The 26,063-nt window shown below is 37.9% G+C and carries 17 protein-coding genes and 1 pseudogene; 10 read left to right on the top strand and 8 right to left on the bottom strand.

Going from position 1 to position 26,063, the window contains the following annotated elements:
* Positions 1–99: 99 nt before the first annotated feature.
* Positions 100–2,964 carry a cation-translocating P-type ATPase gene (locus tag RIV7116_RS05860; RefSeq protein ID WP_015117355.1) on the bottom strand — a complete coding sequence of 955 codons (2,865 nt, stop codon included), beginning with the start codon at positions 2,962–2,964 and terminating at the stop codon, positions 100–102.
* Positions 2,965–3,140: 176 nt separating this feature from the next.
* Between RIV7116_RS05860 and RIV7116_RS05855 the strand changes: the two genes are divergently transcribed.
* The 4 genes from RIV7116_RS05855 (at position 3,141) to RIV7116_RS05840 (ending at position 8,674) form a co-directional block, all read left to right on the top strand.
* Positions 3,141–4,259 (top strand): carboxylate-amine ligase, encoded by a 1,119-nt coding sequence (locus RIV7116_RS05855; protein WP_015117354.1) that lies wholly within the window; start codon positions 3,141–3,143, stop codon positions 4,257–4,259.
* Between the two features lie 179 nt (positions 4,260–4,438).
* Positions 4,439–6,115, top strand: a complete 1,677-nt coding sequence (locus RIV7116_RS05850; RefSeq protein WP_015117353.1) for a transglutaminase domain-containing protein — start codon at positions 4,439–4,441, stop codon at positions 6,113–6,115.
* A 720-nt stretch (positions 6,116–6,835) separates the two neighbouring features.
* Positions 6,836–8,116 carry a hypothetical protein gene (locus RIV7116_RS05845; protein WP_015117352.1) on the top strand — a complete coding sequence of 427 codons (1,281 nt, stop codon included), beginning with the start codon at positions 6,836–6,838 and terminating at the stop codon, positions 8,114–8,116.
* A 213-nt stretch (positions 8,117–8,329) separates the two neighbouring features.
* Positions 8,330–8,674, top strand: coding sequence for a hypothetical protein (locus RIV7116_RS05840; protein WP_015117351.1), 345 nt, complete (start codon positions 8,330–8,332; stop codon positions 8,672–8,674).
* A gap of 113 nt (positions 8,675–8,787) precedes the next feature.
* Here the strand turns inward: RIV7116_RS05840 and RIV7116_RS05835 are convergent, their stop codons facing one another.
* Positions 8,788–9,612, bottom strand: a complete 825-nt coding sequence (locus RIV7116_RS05835) for a PD-(D/E)XK nuclease family protein (RefSeq protein WP_015117349.1) — start codon at positions 9,610–9,612, stop codon at positions 8,788–8,790.
* 525 nt (positions 9,613–10,137) lie between these two features.
* Between RIV7116_RS05835 and RIV7116_RS05830 the strand changes: the two genes are divergently transcribed.
* Positions 10,138–10,416: a LapA family protein gene (locus tag RIV7116_RS05830; RefSeq protein WP_015117348.1), complete on the top strand. Its 279-nt coding sequence runs from the start codon at positions 10,138–10,140 to the stop codon at positions 10,414–10,416.
* A 306-nt stretch (positions 10,417–10,722) separates the two neighbouring features.
* On the opposite strand, the gene polA is transcribed toward RIV7116_RS05830, so the two are convergent.
* Entirely contained in the window at positions 10,723–13,653 is a 2,931-nt protein-coding gene (gene polA, locus RIV7116_RS05825) for a DNA polymerase I (protein WP_015117347.1), read from the bottom strand.
* Positions 13,654–14,296: 643 nt separating this feature from the next.
* Between polA and RIV7116_RS05820 the strand changes: the two genes are divergently transcribed.
* Positions 14,297–15,121, top strand: coding sequence for an exosortase-dependent surface protein XDP2 (locus RIV7116_RS05820; protein WP_015117346.1), 825 nt, complete (start codon positions 14,297–14,299; stop codon positions 15,119–15,121).
* Positions 15,122–15,250: 129 nt separating this feature from the next.
* Positions 15,251–16,093 carry a Cof-type HAD-IIB family hydrolase gene (locus tag RIV7116_RS05815; protein ID WP_015117345.1) on the top strand — a complete coding sequence of 281 codons (843 nt, stop codon included), beginning with the start codon at positions 15,251–15,253 and terminating at the stop codon, positions 16,091–16,093.
* A 291-nt stretch (positions 16,094–16,384) separates the two neighbouring features.
* On the opposite strand, the gene RIV7116_RS05810 is transcribed toward RIV7116_RS05815, so the two are convergent.
* The gene (locus RIV7116_RS05810) at positions 16,385–17,257 is read right to left on the bottom strand and encodes a DALR anticodon-binding domain-containing protein (RefSeq protein ID WP_015117344.1); all 873 of its coding nucleotides are present in this window, start codon (positions 17,255–17,257) and stop codon (positions 16,385–16,387) included.
* 237 nt (positions 17,258–17,494) lie between these two features.
* Here RIV7116_RS05810 and RIV7116_RS05805 point away from each other — a divergent pair, with 237 nt between their 5' ends.
* The gene (locus RIV7116_RS05805) at positions 17,495–18,253 is read left to right on the top strand and encodes a Crp/Fnr family transcriptional regulator (RefSeq protein ID WP_015117343.1); all 759 of its coding nucleotides are present in this window, start codon (positions 17,495–17,497) and stop codon (positions 18,251–18,253) included.
* A 19-nt stretch (positions 18,254–18,272) separates the two neighbouring features.
* Here the strand turns inward: RIV7116_RS05805 and RIV7116_RS36835 are convergent.
* The 4 genes and pseudogenes from RIV7116_RS36835 to RIV7116_RS05785 all read right to left on the bottom strand — a co-directional run.
* Positions 18,273–18,801, bottom strand: a pseudogene (locus RIV7116_RS36835) (PstS family phosphate ABC transporter substrate-binding protein); the annotation flags it as partial.
* Positions 18,802–19,127: 326 nt separating this feature from the next.
* Positions 19,128–20,159 carry a PstS family phosphate ABC transporter substrate-binding protein gene (locus tag RIV7116_RS05795; RefSeq protein WP_015117342.1) on the bottom strand — a complete coding sequence of 344 codons (1,032 nt, stop codon included), beginning with the start codon at positions 20,157–20,159 and terminating at the stop codon, positions 19,128–19,130.
* A gap of 684 nt (positions 20,160–20,843) precedes the next feature.
* Positions 20,844–22,259, bottom strand: a complete 1,416-nt coding sequence (locus RIV7116_RS05790) for a serine/threonine-protein kinase (RefSeq protein WP_015117341.1) — start codon at positions 22,257–22,259, stop codon at positions 20,844–20,846.
* 199 nt (positions 22,260–22,458) lie between these two features.
* Positions 22,459–23,469: a LysR family transcriptional regulator gene (locus RIV7116_RS05785; protein ID WP_015117340.1), complete on the bottom strand. Its 1,011-nt coding sequence runs from the start codon at positions 23,467–23,469 to the stop codon at positions 22,459–22,461.
* Between the two features lie 227 nt (positions 23,470–23,696).
* Between RIV7116_RS05785 and RIV7116_RS05780 the strand changes: the two genes are divergently transcribed.
* On the top strand, positions 23,697–24,419 hold the full coding sequence (locus tag RIV7116_RS05780; RefSeq protein WP_015117339.1) for an NnrU family protein: 723 nt from the start codon (positions 23,697–23,699) through the stop codon (positions 24,417–24,419).
* A gap of 673 nt (positions 24,420–25,092) precedes the next feature.
* Positions 25,093–25,491: a co-chaperone YbbN gene (locus tag RIV7116_RS05775; RefSeq protein WP_015117338.1), complete on the top strand. Its 399-nt coding sequence runs from the start codon at positions 25,093–25,095 to the stop codon at positions 25,489–25,491.
* The last annotated feature ends 572 nt before the right edge of the window (positions 25,492–26,063 follow it).

Genomic DNA, 26,063 nt, shown 5'->3' with positions numbered 1-26,063 from the left:
CAATACATCCAACGCAACACCATTCATTTATGATTACTAACTTTCTGTCTTCTGACTCTCGGTCTACTAACAACTAACTACTAACCACTAACAACTTATTCACACGTTTTTCTTACCAATTAAACGGAAGAATATTTTTTCCAATTCAACCCAAACAAACATTAAAGCACTAAATCCCAAGCAAATCCCTAATTCCGGCAAACTGATAACATGGGTACCGAAGAAACTTTGTAGGGGTGGAACGTATACTAACATTAATTGCAAAATGGTAGTTAAAACAACAGCAGCTAATAAATAAGGATTAGAGAAGGGGTTGATTTCTATAGTTAATTGGTTGTTGGAACGAATTGCTATAGCGTGTCCCATTTGAGCAATACACAAAGTCGTAAATACCATTGTTTTCCAACGCTCGGGATCTAATCCTTCTGTTAAAGCATTTTCTGGACGGGTATAGTAGTAAGCCCAGTTCATCAAAATAATAGTGATAATCGCAAATATTATACCGATGCGAATCATGTAAAAACCTAAACCCCGAGCAAAAATACTTTCTTTGGGGCTAAAAGGCGGACGCTGCATGACATCGGGTTCGGGAGGTTCGACAGCTAATGCTAAAGCTGGTAAACCGTCAGTAACTAAATTCATCCACAAGATTTGTAAAGGCGATAAAGGTACACCACCCATTGGTAACAAAATCGGTGCAGCAGCAATGGTAATAACTTCACCGATGTTACTTCCAAGAATATATTTGATAAAGCGGCGAATATTTGTATAAACGACTCTACCTTCCTTGGTTGCGGAAACAATAGTCGCGAAGTTGTCATCTAACAACACCATATCGCTAGCTTCTTTACTGACATCGGTACCAGTAATCCCCATGGCAATCCCGATATCGGCTTGTTTGAGGGCTGGTGCATCGTTAACACCATCACCAGTCATGGCAACAAATTTATCTCGACGCTGTAAAGCTTGGACGATGCGTAATTTATGTTCGGGAGAAACTCTTGCGTATATGCTGACATTATCGACGTTTTTCTCCAGTTCGGCATCGCTCATCCGCTGCAATTCCTTCCCTATCAATACTTTATCGTCGGAATCAGCAATACCTAAATCCGTGGCGATCGCCTTTGCTGTGAGTTGATGATCTCCGGTAATCATCACCGGACGAATTCCCGCTTCCCGACATTCACGTACTGATTCTCTAACTTCTGGGCGTGGTGCGTCGAGCATTCCTACCAATCCCAACCATACTAATTCTTGTTCGCACTGCTCGTCAGAATTTTCCGGTGGTTTTTCCAATAAAGGTTTGTAAGCGAAACCCAATACCCGTAAACCAACGCCTGCCATGCGCTCGTTTGCTGCTAATATCTTATCTCTCTGTTGAGGAGTTAGTTCAACCGCACTATTTCCCGCAAAAATTTGAGTACAGCGTTGCAAAATTAATTCTGGAGAACCTTTGGTAAACATCAAATAATTTTCATTATTCTTTACCAAATTACTAATAGCGGGATCGACATCTGGAATAATTGAAACACCAGTATCCACCTGTTCCACCTGACAAATTACGCTCATTCGCTTGCGTTCGGAAGAAAAAGGAAATTCGCCAATGCGCGGTAATTTACTATTCCACTGGTCTTGTTCGATTCCCGCCTTCCCTGCTAAGGTTACCAAAGCACCCTCTGTAGGATCGCCAAGAATTATCCAATCACCTTTTTCCTGTTGTAAAACAGCATCATTACAAACAGCACAGGGAATTAACAAAGGTGTGACTTCCGGATAATCTTCTAAATAAATAGTTTTACCATCAACTTCAAAATCCCCAAAAGGAACGTAACCTTCACCCGTTACTTTTAATATATTCTGGCTGGTATAAACAGATTGCACCACCATTTTATTTTGAGTTAAAGTGCCAGTTTTATCAGAGCAAATAGTAGTTACCGAACCCAAAGTTTCCACAGCCGGTAACTTACGTATCAAAGCATTGTGGCGAACCATTCGCTGAGTTCCCAAAGCCAAAGTCACCGTAATTACAGCCGGTAAACCTTCCGGAACCACAGCCACAGCCATACTCAGAGAAACTTCCACCAACTCTTGTAAATTTCCACCACGCAGCAAACCGATAATAATTACCAGCACCACTAAAGCTAAAGAACCGGAAACCAAAACATTACCAAGTTGAGTCATGCGCTGCTGCAAAGGTGTATCTTCCGTTTCCACAGCCTGCAACATTTGAGCAATTTTACCCAACTCAGTTTTCATCCCGGTATGAGTTACCAAAACCTTGCCACGTCCTTGGACAACCTCAGTACCTTGGAAAACCAAATTAATTCTGTCACCCAAACTAGTTTCTTCAGTTAATTTAGCTTCTACCCGCTTATTAACAGCTTCAGCTTCACCAGTTAAAGCCGATTCGCGTATTTGTAAATTTGATTGTTCAATTAAACGCCCGTCTGCTGCTACCTGTACTCCAGCTTCGAGCAGCATAATATCTCCGGGCACTAAATCCTTACCTTCGACATCAACTAACTTACCGTTGCGAATTACCCGCACGTTAGGAGAAGAAAGCTTTTTTAAAGCAGCCAAAGCCTTTTCAGCACGACTTTCTTGGAGATAGCCCAAAATACCGTTGAGAATAACTATCGCCAAAATTGCGATTGTATCCTTGAAAGGAACCTCACCCGAGTCTAAATTACCCGATTGTAGAGCGAGTAAATCTAAAACTCCCGAAACAATAGCTACAGCAATCAGCATCAACAACATAATGTTCTTGAACTGATCTATGAGAATTTCCCAGCTACCCCGTCCGCCAGATTCAACTAATTCATTCGTACCATATTTTTGCAGTCGCGATTCTACTTCTTGGGATGTTAACCCAGTGTCTGCATTACCAGAAAGCAGTTCTATTGCTTCATCGACTTTTAAGCTATGCCAAACGGCTTCTTGTTCGGGCAGAGAATGGGCAGACATCTTGTACTTTAAAGAAAATGGTTACAAGAAACAATCATAGCTAAACGACTAGTAGAAGAACCATTCAAATTATTCAAAACCCATACTAAAGAATTCTGGTTAAACATTCTCAAGACTGAAGATTTAAAATTAATTTTTGTGTCAGATGTTAGTTAGATAACAATCCAAAATTAACTATGGCACCTCGAACAGAAGATTTTACTATTGGAGTAGAAGAAGAATATCAAATTATTAATCCCCAGACGCGGGAACTGACTTCGCGGGTAGAGCAAATTTTGCCATTCGCGAAAAAAATAATTGGCGAAAAGGTACATCCGGAAGTTCAACTTTCACAAATTGAAATAGATACTCCTGTTTGTCAAACTCTTTCTGACGTGCGTAGGGAGTTAGTGCGGTTGCGGAAGGGAGTAACTGATGCGGCTGCCAAAGATGGCAATCAAATAGCTTCTTGTGCAACCCATCCTTTTTCTACTTGGAAGGAACAAAATGTAACTCCCAAACAACGTTATCAGAATTTGATCGAAGAATATCAGCAGCTAGCAAAAGAACAAGTTATTTTTGGCTGTCACGTTCATGTTGGAATTAGCGATCGCAATCTTGCTGTTGAGGTAATGAACCGAGCGCGAGTCTGGCTGGCTCCGATGTTAGCCTTAAGTGCTTCTTCTCCTTTTTGGATGGGTACTGATACGGGATACTCAAGCTATCGTACAGAAATTTTTGGTAGATGGCCAATATCAGGACCACCGTTAATTTTTGAGTCGGTAGATGATTATAAAAGAGTTGTAGAAGCTTTAGTTAAAAGTAAAAGTGTAGAAGAAGAAACTAAAATCTATTGGGATATGCGTCTGTGCGTGAAGTACCCAACGGTAGAGTTTCGCATGGCAGATGTTTGTATGACGGTAGATGAAGCAGTGATGATAGCAGGATTAACCCGTGCATTGGCTCGCACTTGTTACGAACATGCAAAAAACGAACGATCCTACCCCAAAGCTCGTCACGAACTCATCCGCGCGGCTCACTGGCGGGCTGCACGCTACGGTTTAGATGCCGATTTGTTGGATGTGGAAGAAAAAACCGCTGTACCCGCAAAAGAATTAGTTGAGAAATTACTAACTTTTGTCCGTCCATCATTAGAAGAATATGGCGACTGGGATGAAATTTCTACAATTGTCAGAGAAATATTACAGAAAGGAACAGCCGCTTCACGTCAGCGAGAAGTTTATAACCGTGCGGGTAAGTTAGAAGATGTTGTTGATTATATAGTTGAGGAAACAAAGAAAGGAATTGATAATTGATAATCGGGAATGGGGCATGGGGCATTGGTAATTGGTAATTGGAACTAAGAACAATAAAGGTTGAAATTCTCCCCCTCTTCTCCCTGTTCCCTATCCCTCGTCCTTTTCAACCCCTTGTCAAAGAGTGAATATCACGATTAATCTGTTACGTGCAAAACCCTTGAACGATTTGCCTTATTATGACGAGTGTACTTCCCGCTTTGACAGTTAGCCAGATGATTGGGCAAAGAACTATTCGACCGTTTGCTGTTGCTTCTTTATACGGCATCGCATTTAAAAAAGATACATTGATTGCTGTCGATCCAAGACTTGGGCATCTGCTGCAAATTGACCCCACTAATGACAATACAAAGATTATAAATTCCCACCAAACGCGGGAATTTATGGATGTTACGGGTCTGGCGCTGTGGGAAGATACCTTATGGGTGACCCGAGATAACAATATTTATTCGTGTAAAATAAATTCTTTGGGTTTAGAGCATTTTGCCACTTTAGCTTATCCTGCAAACGGTATTGCAGTTTGGGATTCCACTGTTTATGTCAGTTGCGAAAAACTCGGTAAGATTATTGTCTTTAATCGAAATACGGGTAAAGAAATAGCGAAGTTTTATGCCCCTGGCGTAGGACTTGAAAACTTAGCTGTAACAGAAGAAGCGCTTTTAGTTTGCGATACGGTAGAACAATCAGTTTACTTCCTCGATAGAGCCACCGGTGAAATTCAATTCAGCGTACTTACTCCCTTTGAATCTCCTACGGGGATAGCAATACACACCGATTCATCAACAAAAAAACAAAGCATCTACGTTGCTTACTCATCCGAAGAACCTTACATCCGAGACAATCCCAACGCCGAACCAAACCACGAACTAACCTATCGCGATCGCGCTTTTATTCATCCCCTTAATTACCATTTCAATCGGGAAAAACGCACGGCTGTTTCTAACGGTTATTTGCTAGAAATGTCCTACGTAGAGCAAATTGACCCTTTAGAAGAGGTATATTTACAAAATTTAGAATGGCGCATTGCTCTACCTTCGGAAACCGAACGTCAAAAGGTAAAACGGGTTGAACCGGTTGGTTTGCCTTTCACTGAAGAAATAATCGGCGGACAGCGGGTAGCCGTATTCAAGTTTGATACTTTAGCCCCCGGAGAGCGTCATCTGTTGGGCTGGAAAGCAATATTAGAAGTACGTTCTATAAAATATCGCATTACCCCGCGAGACGTAGAAAACGCTTCTTCATTACCAACAGAATTTACCAGTCGTTACTTAATTGATGATGACGACTTAGCAATGAATACTGAGATTGTTCGTCAAGCAGCAATCGAAGCAGTAGGTAGTGAAACCAATTTACTCCGAAAAATGTATAGCATTCGTAACTATGTTTACGACCAATTATCCTACGGAATTAAACCACATATTGATACCCCAGATATAGTTTTAGAACGTGGCATCGGTTCATGCGGAGAATACGTAGGCGTGTTATTAGCATTGTGTCGTTTAAACGGAATTGCTTGTCGGACAGTAGGTCGCTACAAATGTCCTGCCTACGCTGAAAAGCAAGGCGTTCCCCTTCAACCAGACTACAACCACGTTTGGCTAGAATTTTACATTCCAGGCTTCGGTTGGCTGCCAATGGAATCAAACCCCGACGATGTGGGAAGAGATGGTCCCCATCCTACCCGATACTTTATGGGTTTAAGCTGGTTTCACATCGAAATTGGTAAAGGTATATCTTTTGAAACCTTAAGTTCTGAAGGCAAGCGCATTGAAAAAGAAGACGTTTCCATTGGTGAATTAGCAATCAATCATATTCGCTTCACAATTCTTGAAGAATTGCCATCCTTTACAGATTAATAGAGCGGTTACGGAGAAATAAAAAAGCGGAGGCAGGAAGCAGAAGAATATAACTTCTAATTTTTTTGAATTCCGGAGTGCCAACTTCTTAAGGGAGATCTAAAAAATAAAATACCCAACCGTTTCACATATATATTGGTAAAACCGATGATTTTTAGGCGGTGGCGCTCCGCGCCACCGCGACGGTTGGGTATTTTATTGCTTGCAAGTGCCTAAGCTAGAACTTCCTCCCCGCCTTCCTCCTTCCGACCAAAATAATCTAATATTTGTGACTGTATAAAAATATTTTTGATATGCGCTCATATTTCAGTATTATTGCTCACGATTATTTAGCTATTTAAGAGAAATAATGCGAAGAGAGAATATTCTTATTATAGGTATTTGATCGGAGTTTTTGGGTGCAGCCTTCTCAAGTAAACATCAATAGTAAGTCTTTGATGTTACATAAAAGCAAAAATATTCTTAGTAGTAAAATTTGAAATTTAAAATTATTAGGACTTACGCAAACGACATTTTTTTCGTAGGATGCTGTGACACTTGGATCAATTTTCAACGTAGTAATAAGACTTGTGGTGTCACGCACCATCCGAGCCTTATGACAGTTGCGTAAGTCCTGATTATCTTGAATATTTAAAATAATCGGCTAATAGGCAAAAATTATCTTTAAATATTAAAACGCTTACTGATATTGCTGAATTTATAGGAAACGGTAATCACAACGTGACTTTTTCTGTCAACCCCAATCTCTACAAACATGATTCTCCAGAACAAAAGATATATCAACATCTATTTGATTTGGTGCAGTTAGAATCTCCCTCGGAGATTATTGAACGCTTTCGGGCTTTGTTTATCGAAGGTAAAAATTACCACGAAAGAGAAATATCGTCAGCTTTAGATGCAATAGTAGAATCCAATAAAAATGAAAGAGAATTTTATTTTTTCCTTAACCGTTGCTGTCATATTTTAATTAATCGGTGGTATATGCAACCCCAAATGCATCATGCTATATATAAATTAATTACTACTTTTAATAATCCTCCTTCAACAAAAAAAATCATTACTTCGCGCAATAAATTTATCAGACGCTTACACGAATTAGTCAAAGGTTTTCAAAACAGCGAACAATGCTCTACTTTGCACCGTCTTGCTCAAGTAGTAAGTCAATCTGGCTCTGAATCCGATAATGGAAATCAATCTTTAATCTGCTTAATTCGCCGCTATCCTTATTTACACGAACATTGTTTACTTAATGAAGATGCCACTATTGAACATCAATGGATAGTAAAACAAATTCAATCTCAGGTACAAAGGAAGTTTGAAATTGATTTGTCTCAATATGTTACCTATCAAGTAAGGCTTTCTCAAACAGCAAAAAATAGTTCGGTATCTAGAAAAAATCGAATTATCCAACCCGTAAACAATCCCACATTATTAAGCGACACCCAAGTAAATCTTGCCTTAGAAAGCTTCGTCGGAAAAGTTGAAGGTGCAAGTACTTATAAAGATTTAGCATACAACTTTTTACACTACAGCCGTCAGGCGACTTCTTTGCGTGCTTACAAAGATGATTTATACGAATACTTGATATCCGGAATTGACTGGGAATATGGAAAGCGTCAATTTCATCAGAGATTATATACTCAATTGCAAAATACTTTACCGCAAGCAGATTATCAGAAAGTAAATGATTTCTTGATAGTCAGAACCTGCACTCAGCTACTCAACTTTTTAATTGTGGAAAGTTCTGCATCACCACAGCATTTCACCTTTATTGATTTAATTACCAATCAAGGTTCAACTCGTATAATCGGATTATTATTAAAAATTCTTTTGATTTGCCGTAAATCCAAGCCTTATTTAGCCAAGCGTTTTGCTATTTTATTCAATCATTACGAATCAGCAACTACTAGCAATATTGATTGGTTAGTAGAATCATTAGAAGAATTGAATATTGCCTTAAGTATTCATTTCGGTAATATTGATTTACCCTATTTTAAATAAGTTTATATTGGGCATTGGGAATTGGGAATTGGGCATTGGCATTGGGCATTAAAAACAAATTTGAATATTGTTGTCAATGCCAAAGGATTTGATAGCTTAAAATTTATCATGATAATTTATAATTAGTGTCTTAATATATTTCCGTACAATCTAGCAGGTAATAGTTAATCTCAATAAAATAAAATAATAAACAAAAAGAACAATAAAAATAAAATGGGTAGACTGTTTATTAAATTTATCGGGTTAGTTCTACTATTAATCGGCATCTACTATTTAGGTCAAAATATTATATTTACAAGTACTTACTATCAATACTTTTACAAAAGTTTGCCAGCAGTTGGTTCTGTTTTAGCAGTTATAGCTGGTGTACTATCTCTAGTGTTTTTTCGCAGAGAAACTGGTAACTTTGGCTGGATTTTGCTTACGATTGGCATCGTGTTGGTTTTCCTCAGTGGAGGAGTTATTTTACAGCCAACTAGTTTATGGAATTTCTTCGTTAGTTTTAGTTCAATAGCAGTTGGATATAAGTTCTTAAATCAAGGAAGAATAAATTTTTAAATCTATTTAATATCTCAAATATGCAGAAAACCGGTTCTGTTGAAGAGCCAGGTTTATTAATTCCCAATGCTCAATGCCCAATGCCCAATGCCCAATGCCCTATTCCCAATTCCCTATTCCCCATCTGACGTTGTCGAAAAATCACAAATAGATTGAAACGGGCAAAAACGACAGTGATAACCGGGGTTTGGAGGAAATATATGGCTGAAATCTTCTGTATTCTGATGATATCTCTTTAAATCTTTCTGATGCTTTTCAGCAATATATCCTAAATGATATTCAATCAATTTTAATTCACTTCTACTAACAGTAATCACATGAGACTTTTTACCCATTTCTAAATTGTAAAATGAAGCTATCGCTTTATACTTTGGGTACAGATAACGTGCTGCTAGTAAATAAACTAATGCTTGTCGGCGGTCAAATGGCGATTTACCAGTTTTAAAATCTATAATATGTAACGTGCTATCAGACTCGTTCAATACACAGTCCATAGCTGCATACAAACGGAAATGATAATTTTGACGTTCTATAAAAATAGGCTTGGGAAAACCTTCATCCCCACGAGTTAATAACATTACACGCTTATTTAAAAGTAAAGGCGCATCTTGATATTTTTTGAGAATTTGTCGCACTCGCTGCTGAATTTCATCGGCTAAATTTCCTAATTTCAAAAGCCGTGCAACTTTTTCCACCCCATCAACAGAATTGAGAAGATGTCTATTGTGGTGAAACTCATAAACACCCTTTTGCGCTAGCAAACCAATTCGCTGTGATGGGGTAACTTTTGCTTTTAATAAAGCCTTGACTTTCGGCTCATCTTGCCTTGCTTTAATAAATCCCCGTTTCATCTGACAGTGCCACCGCTGTTGCCCAGAAGCTGGGGCAATTAAAGACCAAAGATGATAGCTAGCGAACAGTCTTACTGGGCTTGACATTGCAGTTGCAGCGGTGATAAAAATGCAAGGGTAAAGTATTAGATACAGACAAAATTGGACGTTTTCGCATGGTTTTAAGATAAAACACCAACTATGCGCCCAAAACTGGATTATATGAAATTCTTTTACACCCCAATTAATTTAAATTAAATTCATTACGTCCAGTTAAAGATAAAGCTATTGAAAATTATATTTTAACTCGTGAAACTGTAAGTCTGGATGTTAAAGAGCTTTTTGTTTGTTAAAATACCAAATCTTTAATTGATTGGGCTTTTATCTATAATGACTGGGATTTTCATGTTTTGAGCTAAATGCGATAAAAGTTTAAATTGAGTCAAAAATACTTCTAAAACTTACTGGGTATAGATTTAAGGTGCTACTGCGATAATAATTTGTCAAATTGTTGTCCTACAAGAATTAGCATATTAGATTCTACAATTTGCTTTAATATAAAGGGAAAACTAAGCTACCTTTCTTTTCCTGTACTAATATCAGGCGCGTCCGAAAGGGCTTTCCAGTAAAAAGATGAAAACAACTGTAAACCTACTTTTATCAATAATTTTAGCTTTTTGGATAATAGCGATCGCCATTATCTCGGTGCAGAATGCCACCCCAGTATCGTTAAGATTTCTTACATTTGAATCTATTCAGATTCCAGTCGGATTAGTTCTAACTTTTTTTGTGGCATTAGGAATGATTGCTGCTTCTCTACTACAGCCTTTAATCACTTCATCTAATTCAAAACGAACTAATTCTCGACGATATGAAGAAGATGCAGAATTTTTTGTAGATGAAGAGTTTTAATTTTTTTGATTTTTTTAGCCACAAATATAGCGGTTTTCGGTTGAGTTGAATAAAGTAAAAACCTCACCATATCTGAAAAGGGCATCTTCCTCCTTAATAAGGAGAGCGAGAGAGGGTGAGGTTAAATTTGTATTGTATGCAAATCAAAACGCTATATATAGTAGCAGGAGCATCTCACTATTTAACGATTAGAGAACAAGATGCTCCCAGGACCAAAATTAATCAGAACAACATATAGGTTTAAATTTTGAATTGCTGAATTAAGAAATCGAGCTATTTGCTAATAACTGATAACTGCTAAATACATCACTTAGCTTCCATCCAGTTATTACCAGCACTAGCTTCTACAAGCAAAGGAACGCTTAACTCAACTGCATTTTCCATGACTGACTTAATTTTTATTTGCAATTCTTCTAATTCTTCAGGAGGAACTTCAAAAATTAATTCATCGTGAACCTGCAACAACAATCTTGCTTGATAATCTTGCAAAAGTTCGTGAATTTTTATCGTCGCAATTTTGATAATATCGGCACTAGAACCCTGAATTGGTGCATTAGCAGCAGAGCGCAATAATCCAGCATCGTAAGGACCTAAATTTTTCAATTTACTTAAGTCAATTTCTTCAGGGTTGACATTTTTTAGGTTCACTAAATTTCTACTAGTAAAATCGACATAACGCCTACGCCCTAAAATTGTCTCTACATAGCCTTGAGAAATAGCTTGTTTTTTCAAACCTTCCAAAAACTCAAAAACTTTTGGATAGCGAGTATAAAACCTTTTAATAAATTCATTGGCAAGATTTTTATCTATACCAGTTGAGCGGGAAAATCTCAACGAACCCATTCCGTAAATTACGCCGAAGTTAATAGTTTTTGCTACCCGTCTTTCATCTGATGTAATCTCATCTTTTTCATATACTAACCGTGCAGTAACAGTATGTATATCTTCATTATTGTTATAAGCTTCTACCAAAACAGGCTCTTGACTCAAATGAGCCAAAATTCGTAATTCAATTTGAGAATAATCCGCAGCTAATATTAACCAATCTTGTTCCGGGATAAAAGCTTTACGAATTTGACGACTAAAAGCTGTACGAATCGGAATATTTTGTAAATTTGGATTGGAAGAAGATAATCTTCCTGTTGATGTTGCTGTTTGATTGAAATCTGTATGTACCCGCTTCGTATCTTCCCGAACCAAAGCTGGAAGTGCATCTACATAAGTAGACTTTAATTTTGATAAAGTCCGATATTCAATAATAGCTTCAATAATTCCCGTTTCATCAACTTCTCGCAGCTTTTCCAAAGTTGCTGCATCTGTAGAATATCCGGTTTTGATTTTACGAGAATATTTAGTGCTTAAACCCAAATGTTCAAATAATATCTGACTCAACTGTTTTGGAGAACCTAAATTAAATTTTTCTCCAGCAACTTCGTGTACTTGTTCTTCTAACTTATTTAAATCAGTTTCCAACTGCTGGGAAAGTTCGTTTAAATAAGCCGAATTAATGCGAATTCCTTGGAATTCCATTTCCGCTAAAACTTTCTCTAAAGGTTGTTCTACCTGAGAAAATAACTTTGATAAAACTGGAATTTTATCCAATTCTTCCCTTAATTTTCCGACTAATCCAAAGGTAGTATAAGCATCCATTCCACAGTAATCTGCGACTTCAGAAATACTTACATCCGCAATAGTTTGACCTTTCGGAACCAACTCAACATAACTTTTTGCAGTCAATTTCAAGTATTTTTGAGAAAGTTCGCTTAAACCGTGGCTGCTATCGGGATTAAGAACATAACTTGCTAACATGGGGTCAAATACTACCCCTGCTATATTAATTCCCTGACATCGTAAAACTAAACGGTCAAATTTAGTATTTTGAAAAGCTTTGGGATAATCTGCACTTTCTAAAATTGGACGTAGCGTTTGCAAAGCAATTTCTCTATCAAGATTATTGCCATCTTTATGTCCCAAAGGAATATAAGCAACTTCCTTTTCTCCAGTTCCCCAGCAACAGCCAATTCCGACTAATTCTGCATCTCGCGGTTCTAAATCGGTAGTTTCAGTATCCCAAGCCACAGGTGTTTCGGAACTTGTAAATTTTTGCAGTATTGCAACTAATTCCTTGAGTTTGACTTCCGTATCAACAATCAGCGGTTGAATTGGGGAAGTATTTTGCTTTTGAAATTCTTCTGTGTCTTTAGCACTCCAAAACCATAAATCATTATCTTCAACTTCTACAGGTTCCGATTCTGCAATTTCTTCAGCACCACCGCTAAATTTTCGTTGAAGTTCGCTAATTTTTTTAAGATAAGAATTAAATTCTAACTTCTCTAAAATCGGCTTGAGTTCGCTATTATCAAAACCTTTTAATTTACAATCTTCTAAATTAACTTCTAACGGAACATCTTCAACTATTTTCGCCAAAAACTTAGATTTATCAGCGTCTTCCTTACCTGTTTCTAATTTCTTACGAGCAGCACCTTTTATTTCATCTAAAGATTGATAAACTTTGTCCAGAGTACCGTAAGTATCGAGCAACTGTACCGCAGTTTTCTCTCCAATTCCCTTCACACCGGGAATATTATCCGACTTATCCCCACAAAGCGCTTTAAAATCAACAACTTGAGTTGGTAAAACTCCTAACTTTTCCTTAACTTCTTCCGAATGAAATTCTTTAAGCCCCTTACTCGAACGCTGTAGAGATTCCTTGTTCAAATACAGAACGCTTATCTGCTTATCTTTGTCAACTAACTGAAATAAATCTCTATCCCCAGTCAGGATTTTAACTTGATATCCCGCCTGAGATGCTTTTTGCGCCAAAGTTCCTAAAACATCATCAGCTTCATAACCCGGAGCCGTCAAAATTGGTAAATTTAATCCCGTAAGTAATTCGTGGAGATTTTCCAAATCGGGAATAAAATCTTCCGGGGTTCCCGGACGGTCAGCTTTATAAGTATCATCAGCTTGATGGCGGAAAGTAGGTAAACCCAAATCAAAAGCAACGGCGATCGCTTCAGGCTGCTGCTTTTCCATAACTTCCAGCAGAGACTTAATAAAGCCAAAACAAACGCTGGTAGGTATACCACTTTTAGTGCGAAGCCCACCATCTCGCCCTTTAGCGAAAGCAAAATAAGAACGAAATGCCAGAGAATGTCCGTCAACCAAGACGAATGTAGGATTTTTTGGAGAACTTATATCGGAAGTCAACTGATTAGAACGTGTAATTGGGGACATCTATTTATTTTAATCAGTTGCCTCACTTTTGGAACATTTGTTTTAGTCGATAAGTAAAATTCTAGATTTACTCCCTATTTCTCTTCCTTAACCTCACCCCGCCCTGCGGGCACCCCTCTCCTTATTAAGGAGAGGGGAAGGGGTGAGGTTTCGGTGGATTAGACTAGCGTCGTAACGCACCCTACAAATACTCCCCATTTCCCTTGTGCAACATATGAGATGTCCCATAACAACTAAAAAAGAACAATAATTTCCCACAAACCGGATTTACTTACGTAATCCTAAAATTTAATTTCCTAATTAACCTATTCCCCAACAACCCTAGTTTGTTAGCTAAATACAGCATATGAATAAAGTGTCTTTATAAACATCGACACTATCTTTATCAAATTCCTAAATTATTTTTGCTTTTATCAGTTAGTTCAGCCTAGGACTAAAGCTGCATTTAATATCTAAGTTTACTCAACTTAAAACTAGCTTCAAAATCAACTAAATTTAGCATTCCTAAACTTTAAATATGAATCGGGATGTTTGCGGATGTGTTCTTGAAGGCTGATGGAACACAATTAAAACATAAAGCGCAACAGAAGTTGCCTTGCAAAAGAGAAGTTTTAAAGAGAAGTTTTAAACAGAAGGGAATAATATGAAATTTAGTAAATTAGCTACTTCTATCGGTTTAACAGTTGGTTCAGTTTTATTTGTTGCTAACTCCGCTCAAGCTGCAGGTTTTAAAAGTAACGTTACTCTAGACCAAAACAATCTTGCAACAGGAGATGTCATCTTAAATTCAATTGAACAAAACGGTACAATAATTGATAAAAATGAATTTAACTATGTTGATAGAGTTGTAATTCAACATAACGATCAATGGACTGAAGGTAATACTGGCGCAGCAAGTACAGATAGAGGTGATAACGCTAGCAATCCTCTAGGTATCTCTGAAACAGAAGATCCAACAGCTAATGAAATTGCTGCTTTTTTAGGAAATAACAATTTAAACAACATTATTGATACCGAAGATGATGGAAAATTTGAATTAGACCTATTCTTTGATAGCGTTATTCAGGAAGATAATTTGGGATTAGATAGTTTGTTTTTCTGGGAAAGAGGTACTAAAAACAGTGACTTATTGGTTACAGCTATCGATGCTTCAGGAAATTTAGGCACTAAAGCTATAAGACTTGATAGAGCTAATCAAGTAGATGCTGGCTTCAATATAAATACAACAGAAGTTGGTCAACAAGATGTTGGATCTTGGGGATTAAGTTTAGAAAAATTGGGAGTTACAAGTTTAAGCGGCATTAGAGTCTATGCAGACGCAGGTTTTAAAGGCCCTGACTTCAAAGTAATTGCCAGAAGTTCTTCCACACCAGATTTTGCAAAAGCTTCTGTTCCCGAACCCGGAACTATAATTGGCTTAGGTTCTGTCGCAGCATTAGCTTTCTTCCGTCGTCGTAAATCAAAGTAAAAGGCTTTTTCAAATAATTTGAATTAGATATTTGAGTTACTAAGAAACCCGGTTTTTCAAAAAAACCGGGTTTCTATCATCTGTTAATCTCTAACTGAGAGTTAACCACATTCATGAGAATCTAAGAGCATGGGGAATACATCTACCCAAGATATTAAATTACTAGTTTTAGATATCGACGGTACCATTGCCGGGGAATCTAACAAAATCAGCAATCGCGTTATCGAAGCAGTTCAAGCAGTTCAAGCAAAAGGAATTCAAGTTGCGATCGCGACTGGTAGAATGTATTGTTCGGCTTTACACTACCACGCTCAAATTGGCTCAAATCTCCCACTGATAGCATATCAAGGAGCTTGGATTCAAGACCCAGTTTCTCAAAAAATTCACCAGCATTTATCTGTCAATAAGGAAATAGCATTAAAACTATTAAATTATTTTGAACAACCACAACTACGTCAGCTTTTATCCGTCCACTTTTATATAAATGACCAACTTTATGTCCGAGAACTAACCGAAGAAACAAAATTCTACGGACAACGCTCTGGTATTACACCAATTCCCGTTGGTGACTTACGTTCTTGTTTAAACAATGAACCCACAAAAATTCTTGCTTTGTGTCAAGACACGGAAGTCATTGATAAATTACTTAACAATTTACGCGTGCAATATACCCCAGCAGAACTGTATCTAACAAAATCTGTAGCCACTTTTTTTGAAGCAACTAACCCTTTAGTAAACAAAGGAGCTGCGGTACGCTATATAGCTGAAGAATTACTAGGTTTGCAAAAAAACAATGTAATGACCGTCGGCGACAACTTTAACGATGTAGAAATGCTTGAATATGCGGGTATCGGCGTAGCAATGGGTAACGCACCAGCAGGAGTTCAAGCTCAAGCTAACTGGGTAGCTCCCGATGTAGAGCAAGATGGAGTAGCCGCAGCAATTGAAAAATTTATATTAAACGATAGCTAAAAATATTTAACTTTGCTTCACAGGTAAATGAAAACTCTTGTGGAACGAATACATTTTACAAAATCAGAAAGGGCACCGACGACTGGCCGTGTTTCGTCTCGGTGCCCTTACTGGTTCGCTCCTCACACAAGTGCTAATATACCTCAAGCTATTTGATTAGTCAATAGCGGTTATAAAACTTTATAAACTTGATATTGTAGCCATCAATGAATCAGTAGAGCCTAATAGTTAAGAGTTAAAATTTTTTTTCAATCCCCTTCTATCACCTCTAAGCTCTCCCAATTTCTCAACTCATAATTCCGAACAAGCAGGTATACCCAATTTTTCTTCAAGCAAAAACCTTATGGCTGACTGAGTAGCCATAATTAATCCGATTCTAGCCATCTTAATTTCTGGTGAAGTTGTGTTTGAGTCATCGTGAATACGACAAGCAGACCAAAAACCTTCAAAAGCGATAACTAAACTTAGTGCTGCCCCTTCCCACTTGAGCGGACGAGCAATAACTGGTTCTAACTCATCTATAAGTCTTACCAAATTAGCAATCAAACACCGTTCGGCTTGATGATTTAAAATCAGTTTGCCATCATCCTTAAGCCAAGGTATAGACTCGGATGAAAATTCGTCACAGTCAATTAACTTTTGTTGTTGAGCCAGTCTTAACAAAGAGCAACACCTAGCATGGACGTATTGAACTGAAAATACCTTAGAGTTCAATTCGGATACAACCATTCTAGAAGCAGGCTTAAAAGCTAAGAAGTTAATATTACTTCCTTCTCTACTTGGATTATTATCAGTAAAGCCTTGCAGCCAAGCAGCTAAGAATAAGTCACTAACTTGTATCTCAATTAAACCTGAGTGTAAAATTTCAAGCTGCAAATAACCACCATTACTTGCTGACAAACAAGAAGCAATTGAGTTCGCGATAGAAAAAGTCTGGGATTTATGAGATTTCGAGAGGTGCAAAGCTACACCAGACATATAAGAAATTTTAATATCACTTTTCCCCCTTGATAGAGGAATATATTTTTTTTCTATACTTTTATTTCCTTCCGACAGAGCATAAATACTCACCGCTCTAGTCAATTGACCGTATATTAGCTGTAATATTGCTGTGTATTTACTTACTAGTAACTTTTGATGCACATAAGATACTGATGACAACACTGTAAACCCAGAAACATTGATTTTATGTCATCCGTCTTTAGACATATCTTTATATTTGTTGAAAGAATATTAGAATTGCATAAAATTTATTGAATTCTGGGTAAACTTTACTACAAACATTGTACAGTAAGAAGTATAACAAAAGAGTAGAAGCTCAGCTTTCTACCTTTTGGATAGCTGGCACTTAGGTTTCAAGCCTAAGATGGCCTTTCACAAAGACACTCCTTGCACCTTTTTATGTCGTCTTTGTCTTCAGCCGAACGCTCTTTGTTACCTATGCAATCTCCATCCTCTTTTTCTGAGGCATCACGTCCATTTTTAACTTGGCAACGAATTCTTGATTGGGCACAAGAACACTATCGCTGCCGCACCTTTAGCAAAGATGAGCGAATTCCAGCTAGACCTGGATTGCTGTATTTGGTGCAAAGGGGTGCGATCCGCATGGTGGGAACCGCTCAAGTCAGTGCCACTGCTTCTCAGTTAACGTCTCGCCGGATTAACAGAACTCCTGAAGAAGCATTCTTGGGTTTTGTTGGTGCGGGACAGCCATTTGAAATTGTTGCTCAATCACCTTTCACTTTGCAGTCATACGCCCATGTTGACCAAACAGCGGTGTTGTGGATGTACTGGCATGATTTAGATAATTGGCCTCATTTTCGCCGTGAAGTCATGGATGCCTTTAGGTATCAACACCAGCGTAAACTGCTGTGGTTGAGCGCCTTGGGGCAGCGACGCACTATCGACCGGCTCTTAGGATTCCTCACTTTATTGATTGAGGAGTATGGAGAACCGGCGATGAGCGAAAGTGACCCCGAAGTAATTCATGGCTACTGTCTGCCCTTTCCCCTCACTCATGCACAAATAGGCAGTGCAATCGGTTCGACTCGCGTCACCGTAACCCGCCTAATGGGTAAGTTGCGTCAGCGCGGTCTAATCCTTACTCAAGGGGATAACTTAATCTGCTTGCCAGCAGAGTCAATTAATAAAGCCAGCTAGCTTTTCTCATAAGTAAGAGTCAGCGGATTCTAACAAACCCGGTTTGTGATATAAATTCCTGTCCTTGCTGAGTGAGTAAAAAGTTAGCATAAGCAACACCTGCTTGTTGTTCGGTTTGCCCGTTTTGTTTGACCACCACAAACAAATTTTGGGTAATCGGGTAATTGCCAGACTGAAAAGCCTCAATGTTCAATTTGTTGCGCGACCTAGGACATTCTGAAGGGAGGAGGAATAGTTCTTGGTAGGGACAACGTATTCCCTTGCGTTCGCCCCAACGGCAAGGGTTTGATTGAACATTGAGGAACCACTTCTGGGGCTTAAGCGTGCGGAAATACCCTAGTACTAGCTGCTACTTTTTGTAAAGCTTGGGTAGTATTAGAAACAAATTCTACAATGTGAGCCATAGGTTCATCGCCCAAAAGATTTTGAACAAATAGCTCTACAGCACCACCGTCATTAATGCGACGGCAACATATTTTTATTGATATATTCGTACCACATAACTGGTTCCAATTTGTAATTTTGCCAGTGTATATAGATTTTAATTGCTTTCAGCTTAGTCCTCGAAGATTTATTTATAATCGACGGCTGTAGCCAGTCTATTGATAGCAATTTTAAATATAGTTTTTAAATTCAAATATTATTCTCTTAGTGTTTTTTATTAGGATTTACACTATAGAAATATTTTTCTTATGGGCAAGGCGAAGCGCAGTGTTGAATTTTCTTCCTGCGTTATTGCCTTTGTGCAATGCTCCGTTACCAAAGTTCGGCGACAGCCTTAGTCCGTAAGTCCTGCAAATAAATGGCTAAATAGCTAATAGTAAATAAAAAATTATCAAATAAAATTATACTATTAGCTTTTAGCCAGCCTACATTATCTAATTCTGACAAATCCTGCTTTAGAAATTAACTTTTGACCTTCATCTGTAAGTAGTAAATTGGCGTAAGCCATGCCTGCTTGTTCGTCAATTTGACCGTTTTTCCTAACCACTACAAACAAGCGTCTAGTCATGGGATATTCATCGCTTCTAAAAGCATCCACATTTAGTTGATTACGTTTTTGCGGACAATCCGAATTTGGAACGTATGGCTCTTGATAAGGTGGAATTAATTGGGACTGGGTTCTTCCTATAGGTAAAGGTTTAATTCCGCACTGTCCAACAACCTCCGGTGCAGAAGCATAGTAAATACCTCCTGGATTTTGATTGACTTTTCTCAAAGCCTCAGTAGTCGTAGAAATTTTTTCAACATTTTTACTAAACTCTTCTTTTTCTAAAATGTTGTTAACAAAAAACTCAACAGTGCCTCCCTCACTAATTTTAGAATAAGGTACAATCTGTTGATTTTTTCCACCGACTTCTTGCCAATTAGTTATTTTTCCAGTGTAAATATCTTTAAGTTGAGCTAAGGTAAGCCCTGGGATATTTAATTCAGGATTGACAGCAATAGCAATACCATCAATAGCTATGGGAATTTCTTGAAGCTTAAAACCCCGTTGTTGTGCTTGTTGGTATTCTTTATCCTTGACTGCGCGTGAAGATTGAGAAAAAGCCAACTGATTGTTTAACAGCATTTTGATACCGCTACCAGAACCGGGGGAACCTTTAGTTGGATTTGTATAGCGGAGTTGAAATTTAGGTAAAGCTGTTGCAATCGCAGAATCAGCTTCTTTACGAATAGGTGCCCATGTAGTGCTACCCCCGTAGCTAAATAATCCAGAAGGAACTTTCTGTACGGAAGCAAAACCAGAACCAGCAAATTGCAGATTCGGCTGAGATTGATTGTTACTAATAGAACCTAATGGGATATCAAAGCTTCTAGCCAACCACCAATATACTCCACCTACTATACCGAGAGTAATTAGTAGGGCTAGAACTAAAACCTTTGTCTCGTTTTTCTGCGCCATAAATATAGTGATTGACTTTCTAGAGAATAGGGATTTTAACTCTGTGCGGATTTACTTTTATAGAGTGAAACAAAAAACATTATTAGCAAATGCACCTATCAATAAAGTTTGATTGATAAATTACAGAATTTATATGTTGATGTTGCCGAATACAGAGATTTTCATCGCTGCAAACTGAGTTGAATCAGATATCAATCAAAAACATGCTTAAAACAATAACTTGATATCCATTTAGTTTTGCTTCGTTGAAATATAGTCTTGATTCAAAAGTTTGATATCAAGAAAATTTATAAGCAAAATAAATTGCATTAATTCAGTTAGTGCCAATATATCTTGAAAAAATCTCCTGATTCAAGATAACTCTTAGCAACTTTATCAACTTGTTCCATTTCTGCTATTTAAATAATGGTAAATTTTGCAACTATTACTTATAATTCATTATTTGTAATTTATGATTACAGCTAATTTAATAAAGCTTAATATTAACGTCTGTTTATCTAGCATTAATGATGCTTAGGTTAACTTAAAATGGTTAACTTTAAATTAATATAGGATTCCTATTTGAATTTTGGAAAATACCCAGTACATTTTCTGTTCCCTATTTCCTATTCCCTATTCTCTGTTACCTAGCCCCTACGAGTTATTCAGAAATCAAAACGTATTCCTATATATATCTGAAAACAGTTAAATCATTGAAGAGAGTATTTTATATATAAGACGAAAGAGTGATGTTAGAGCAACGGCAACTAAACTTGCAGCTAAAGATAAAATAACTATTCCTTGAATGCCAAGCCCACCTTGTAACAATGGAATAAAAATCATAATTAACAAACTGATGGCGGGAATAATTACTAAATCCCACTTTTCAATCCATCGCCTGGTTTGAGCAAAAACCAATATTCCTATAATTACAGCACAAGTGACAAAAGTGATAGGAGGTGATTGAAGTAAGCTTAAAAAAGCTATAGAAATTAATGTACCTTCAAATCCACTAAAGGCAGAACCGGCTAATAATTCTAAGGTAGAGAATTCTGCGACTTGGGAACTATATTTTTTTGTAGAAGGTTTTGGAAGTGGTGGAGGTTGTGGTTGTGATATTGCTTGGGGCTGGTGGTAATTTAATGAAGTCTCTGGTAGTGGTTGCGCGGACTCATCAAGAGCAGCCCATACCTCTTCTGCCGATTGAAAGCGTTGACTTGGCGCACTGCGAAGCATCTTTTCTAGAATTTCGGCAAAATGAGGACTAACCTGTACCTTATCTTGCCACTGCAACTTATTGCTATAAGCATCAAATAGCTCAGTTACATTCTTTTGTCCGGTTAATAGCAAAATGACAGTTACAGCCAAAGCGTATAAATCAGTGGAAGGAAATACTTCTGCTCCAGACATTTGTTCTGGTGGCGCAAATCCCAAAGAATATATTCCGGTAGAAGAATTACCAGCCCCAGAGGGGCTGTTTGCTACTTGTTTAACCGCGCCAAAATCTAGTAAGAAAAGCTTACCGTTACGATGACGCATTATGTTGGAAGGTTTAATGTCCCGGTGGATAATTCCTTTATCGTGAACGAATTGCAGTACTGGCAGAATTGAATGCAGCAGAAATAATACTTCTTCTACAGAAAATTTCCCTTTACTAACTAATTCTTCTTCTAAGTTGTCTCCATCAATATGTTCTTGTACCAAATAGAAAAATTGGTTTTGCTCGTTTGTTTGCAAGCCAGGAACTATTACAGGAAAAAAAGCGAACAAGTCGGGGATTTGTTCGTGTTGCGAGCCAATCTCCTCTAAAACTACTGCTTCTCTTTCAAATAAGTCCTGAGCAAGTTTTAATTGAGTTGGACTCAAATTTCCGGCTGGCAGAAACTGTTTTACAACGCATTGCCGCATACCTGGAGTATAGCGATCGCGCGATAAAAAAGCTGCTCCGAAACCCCCTCTTCCAAGCAGCTTTATTGGTAAATAACGTCCGGCTAAAATTAAAGGCATCCCACAAGCGGTGCAGTATTTTTGGTTAGCCGTTCTCAGAGTTGCGTTGTTGTCTAGATCGGCAAAATGGTTTTGTGGATGGGGACACTGGGGACGAGTACAGTAAATTTCCATTTTTAGTCACAAGTCACGAGCAATTTGTCTAGGACGGCGAACGGTAAAATTGGATTCAAGTAATCCGACAAAAATATTTACACATAATTTTTTCTACTTAACAAGGGTTAATAGCAGAAAACGTATAATCATTTTTGTCTTACTAATTAAGTCAGAACAGTTCGCAGTTATTACTATGACAAAAAACTTTTAACCTACATTAGGTTTCTTTGAAGTTGGATGCCTGTACTTCTAGCCCATTTACTGGTATAGCAGTATGTGATGATTTTAACATGTCTATATGCCATCCAGGTGCGGCAAACTGAGGTAGTATTTCTCGACTGAAGGCTTCTGCGGCTTTCGATCTGTAGCGATTGGGATTAAAAATCAACCACAGCGTCCGCTTGACAACTACACTATCGATTGGAGTGAAATGAAGCATTCCCATTTGTAGCTCTTTGGCAATAGCGCTAGTTGAAACAAAAGCGGCTCCCAAAGAAGATTGCACGGCATTTTTAATTGCTTCAATGGAATTAAGTTCCATTTCAACTCTTAAACGTCGCGTATCGATATCATGGCGCGTTAGCACTTGATCGATGACTTTACGGATAGTCGATTGCGAATCTAAAGCAATAAACTGCAATTTGTACAAATCTTCTTTTTGAATGGTTTCAAGTTTAGAGAATGGATGAGACGCAGGTAGAATTAATGCCAATTCATCTTCAGCATAAGGAATCTTTTCGATTGAATCCGTTAATTCTGCGGGAATCTCGCCACCAATAATTGCCAAATCGACTTGTCCGTTAACTACGCTCCAGGCTGTGCGACGAGTAGAATGAACGTGTAACTGCACCGCCACATCTGGATATTTCTGTCGGAACATACCAATCATTCGGGGCAAAAGATAAGTCCCAGTTGTTTGAGAAGCACCAACGATTAAAGTGCCTCCTTGAAGATTTTGTAAATCTTCAATAGCACGACAAGTTTCTTGACAGAGACTGAGAATTTTTTCTCCATAACTCAAAAGCAAGTGCCCAGCTTCAGTTAATTGTGCCCGACGACCTCCACGGTCAAATAAGGGCACATCTAGTTGTCTTTCTAAGTTTTGCACTTGCAAGCTAACTGCTGGTTGGGAGACATAAAGGCTGTCAGCAGCACGCTTAAAACTCCCTTCTGCGGCAATTGCTTTGAGTATTCGTAACTGATCTAAAGTGAAAGGAAGGTCAGACATAAGGCTCAACCCACAAGTTTGTGCATGAGTAGTATTAGTAACATTCGGGCTTTCATAGTTTTATTTTGACAAGACATGAATGATAACAATGCGTATTAAACGCTTAATAAGGTATTACTCGAAAAAGACAGATTTCTCAACATCTTGACCAAAATCCTTTGTTTTGAATGAATGTGGTATTGGTTGTACTAGGGATATTGAGGCTCTAAATTTCTTTAACTTTATCTATGTATACTATTGTGCCTAACGTGTTTACCTCCACTCATTGTGTCATGCTGGGACTGTTATTGACTTTTGCAATTGCTCACAGTGGAGGAGCAGCCTTGCGTGAAAAAGCAGAAAAGCTCATAGGAGCAAGGCTTTATCGGATTTTATTTGCACTTGTCAGCCTGGTATTAGCTGTAATCTTAATTGTTTACTTTTTTAACCATCGTTATGATGGTTTGCAGCTTTGGCAGGTACAAAATGTGCCCGGAATACAAACTTTGGTCTGGGTATTATCGGCAATTTCTTTTGTATTTTTATATCCTTCTACATTTAATCTACTGGAAGTTGCTGCTATCTCCAAGCCACAAGTTCATATGTACGAAACTGGAATTATTCGTATTACCCGGCACCCACAAATGGTAGGACAAATAATTTGGTGTGTTGCTCACACTTTATGGATAGGTACTACTTTTACACTTGTTACCTCTATCGGTTTAGTAATACATCATTTATTTGCGGTATGGCATGGCGATCGCCGTTTGTATGCACGTTATGGTGAAGCCTTTGAAGAAGTAAAGCGACGCACTAGTATTATTCCTTTTGCGGCAGTTCTCGATGGTCGTCAATCAATCAAGGCAAAGGAATTTTTACGTCCTGCTTATTTGGGAGTAGCCTGTTTTGTACTTTTGTTTTGGTGGTCTCACCCCTTGTTGATGAGTTTAACTAGTAGAGTAGAATGGTAGACCGTTTGGGTCACTTCAACACTTACAGCAGCAAGCATTGGAGGGCAAAAATATTGAAGTTTCAATAGCCTTCAGTTGCGACCGATTCAATGTAGGATAAACTCAAACATCTGTAACAAGTGGATGTGACTTTCTTGTTTAGAGGGCAGGCAAAATAACAAACTCATATGCTTTGTTATGTACAGTATAAGTCCTTGGGATTCAGCTTGCCCTCTGTCGAATATAGTTTTGTCTAGGGGGTGTTTTTTTTGAGAAAGTAGAGATTTAATAGTATATAGTCGATTGTGCTATCTACCTCTTTCACAGGGAAATTTACGCCAATTTTGCCAATCTATCGGTTATATTAGATGCCGACAGCTTTCACTAATTAGAAGTCAAAATTTAAACAGCTACTTGTTTGTCATCGCTATATAACAAAAATGCTATGTAGTCTATAGGTTACAACAAGACTTCTGGGTTAAAGAAGGCAAGTCATTTCCAAATTAGAGGAGTTTTGCTTATTTAAAGCAAGAGGCGCACCGGAAAATGAAACAAGCAAGCAATTATCAAAGTAGATAATGTTGCTTTAAGTATATGTGAGTATAAAAGTCTATAGATCTATTTTGCAATCAAAATGCAAAAGCGATCGTAGCAAGGAATGATAATATGAAAACCATTTAGTTCAAGAGGCATCATGGTGTTGTCGGTTAATGAACGGACATTTACAAAAGAAGTTTTAGAATCTCAAGTTCCAGTTTTAGTTAATTTTGAAGCACCTTGGTGTGGCTTATGTCGCATCATAAAACCTTTATTATTTCAATTTAAATCTCAATGTGGCGAAGAAATTAAGTTAGTTGGAGTAAATGCTGATGATAACTTCAAACTATCTACCACCTACAAACTCACAACACTTCCAACTTTATTGTTGATTGAAAACGGTATTGTCCAAAAGCGTTTAGAAGGTTTTAGAGGTAGAGAAGATTTATTTGCGGCTTTAACTGAAATGAAATATTGCTACACAAATTTACCTCGAACTTATGGTAGCAGAGTTGACACGGAATTAGATTGTCGCCCTTTGAGGCTAGGTGCTTAAAATCACTGGATTTTTTGGTTCCCCGTAGCTTGCACTTTAAAGCAGTGTTACAAGAAAATTAGGATTTTTGTTTGCTAGTTTGTTTGTGAACAAATAAATTAAAATGCTTGCCTGATGTTACTTGAAACATAAACCATAATTAACATCAGCGATTGTGGACTTTGTAAGGTAGGGCATACTGGAAATACTGCTTTAGAGGCAAAAAAGCTTGGCGAGATAAAACCTCTACCTAGTGCAGGAAGGAGGCTGATTGAGCAAATATTGTTATAAGCCCTAAGAATCCTCCGGTTTTGGTAAAACGGAAGCTTATGAGTGTTAGCTAAGGGAATATTTAAGAATTTGCTTAAGAAAAGTAAAAAAAACTTTTAAAATTGGGGTATCAGTGTTTATCTTTTCTGACGATAATCTGCCCTCAAGTGGAGCTTCAAAGTATTACAGCCATAGGTGTTGCAGCTTATATGTAAGAGCTTTGATTCTTAGCGGGTATTAGTCATCGAAATGAAACTATTGTTAATAACCCCATCTAAATAATCTTTGGGTGGGGCATTTTATCTTAAATTGTGTGTGTCACA

It is taken from the genome of Rivularia sp. PCC 7116 (assembly GCF_000316665.1).
Taxonomy (GTDB): domain Bacteria; phylum Cyanobacteriota; class Cyanobacteriia; order Cyanobacteriales; family Nostocaceae; genus Rivularia.
Note: the sequence above shows the minus strand (reverse complement) of the source record. Positions and strands in the feature narration are given on the sequence as shown.

Excerpts from the sequence above, each read along its gene's own strand:
- RIV7116_RS05855 (WP_015117354.1), top strand. The coding sequence starts at position 3,141 with ATGGCACCTCGAACAGAAGATTTTACTATTGGAGTAGAAGAAGAATAT.
- RIV7116_RS05790 (WP_015117341.1), bottom strand. The coding sequence starts at position 22,259 with ATGGAAATTTACTGTACTCGTCCCCAGTGTCCCCATCCACAAAACCAT.
- RIV7116_RS05830 (WP_015117348.1), top strand. The coding sequence starts at position 10,138 with ATGAAAACAACTGTAAACCTACTTTTATCAATAATTTTAGCTTTTTGG.
- RIV7116_RS05815 (WP_015117345.1), top strand. The coding sequence starts at position 15,251 with ATGGGGAATACATCTACCCAAGATATTAAATTACTAGTTTTAGATATC.
- RIV7116_RS05775 (WP_015117338.1), top strand. The coding sequence starts at position 25,093 with ATGGTGTTGTCGGTTAATGAACGGACATTTACAAAAGAAGTTTTAGAA.
- polA (WP_015117347.1), bottom strand. The coding sequence starts at position 13,653 with ATGTCCCCAATTACACGTTCTAATCAGTTGACTTCCGATATAAGTTCT.
- RIV7116_RS05780 (WP_015117339.1), top strand. The coding sequence starts at position 23,697 with ATGTATACTATTGTGCCTAACGTGTTTACCTCCACTCATTGTGTCATG.
- RIV7116_RS05805 (WP_015117343.1), top strand. The coding sequence starts at position 17,495 with ATGTCGTCTTTGTCTTCAGCCGAACGCTCTTTGTTACCTATGCAATCT.
- RIV7116_RS05850 (WP_015117353.1), top strand. The coding sequence starts at position 4,439 with ATGACGAGTGTACTTCCCGCTTTGACAGTTAGCCAGATGATTGGGCAA.
- RIV7116_RS05860 (WP_015117355.1), bottom strand. The coding sequence starts at position 2,964 with ATGTCTGCCCATTCTCTGCCCGAACAAGAAGCCGTTTGGCATAGCTTA.
- RIV7116_RS05820 (WP_015117346.1), top strand. The coding sequence starts at position 14,297 with ATGAAATTTAGTAAATTAGCTACTTCTATCGGTTTAACAGTTGGTTCA.
- RIV7116_RS05835 (WP_015117349.1), bottom strand. The coding sequence starts at position 9,612 with ATGTCAAGCCCAGTAAGACTGTTCGCTAGCTATCATCTTTGGTCTTTA.
- RIV7116_RS05840 (WP_015117351.1), top strand. The coding sequence starts at position 8,330 with ATGGGTAGACTGTTTATTAAATTTATCGGGTTAGTTCTACTATTAATC.
- RIV7116_RS05785 (WP_015117340.1), bottom strand. The coding sequence starts at position 23,469 with ATGTCTGACCTTCCTTTCACTTTAGATCAGTTACGAATACTCAAAGCA.
- RIV7116_RS05795 (WP_015117342.1), bottom strand. The coding sequence starts at position 20,159 with ATGGCGCAGAAAAACGAGACAAAGGTTTTAGTTCTAGCCCTACTAATT.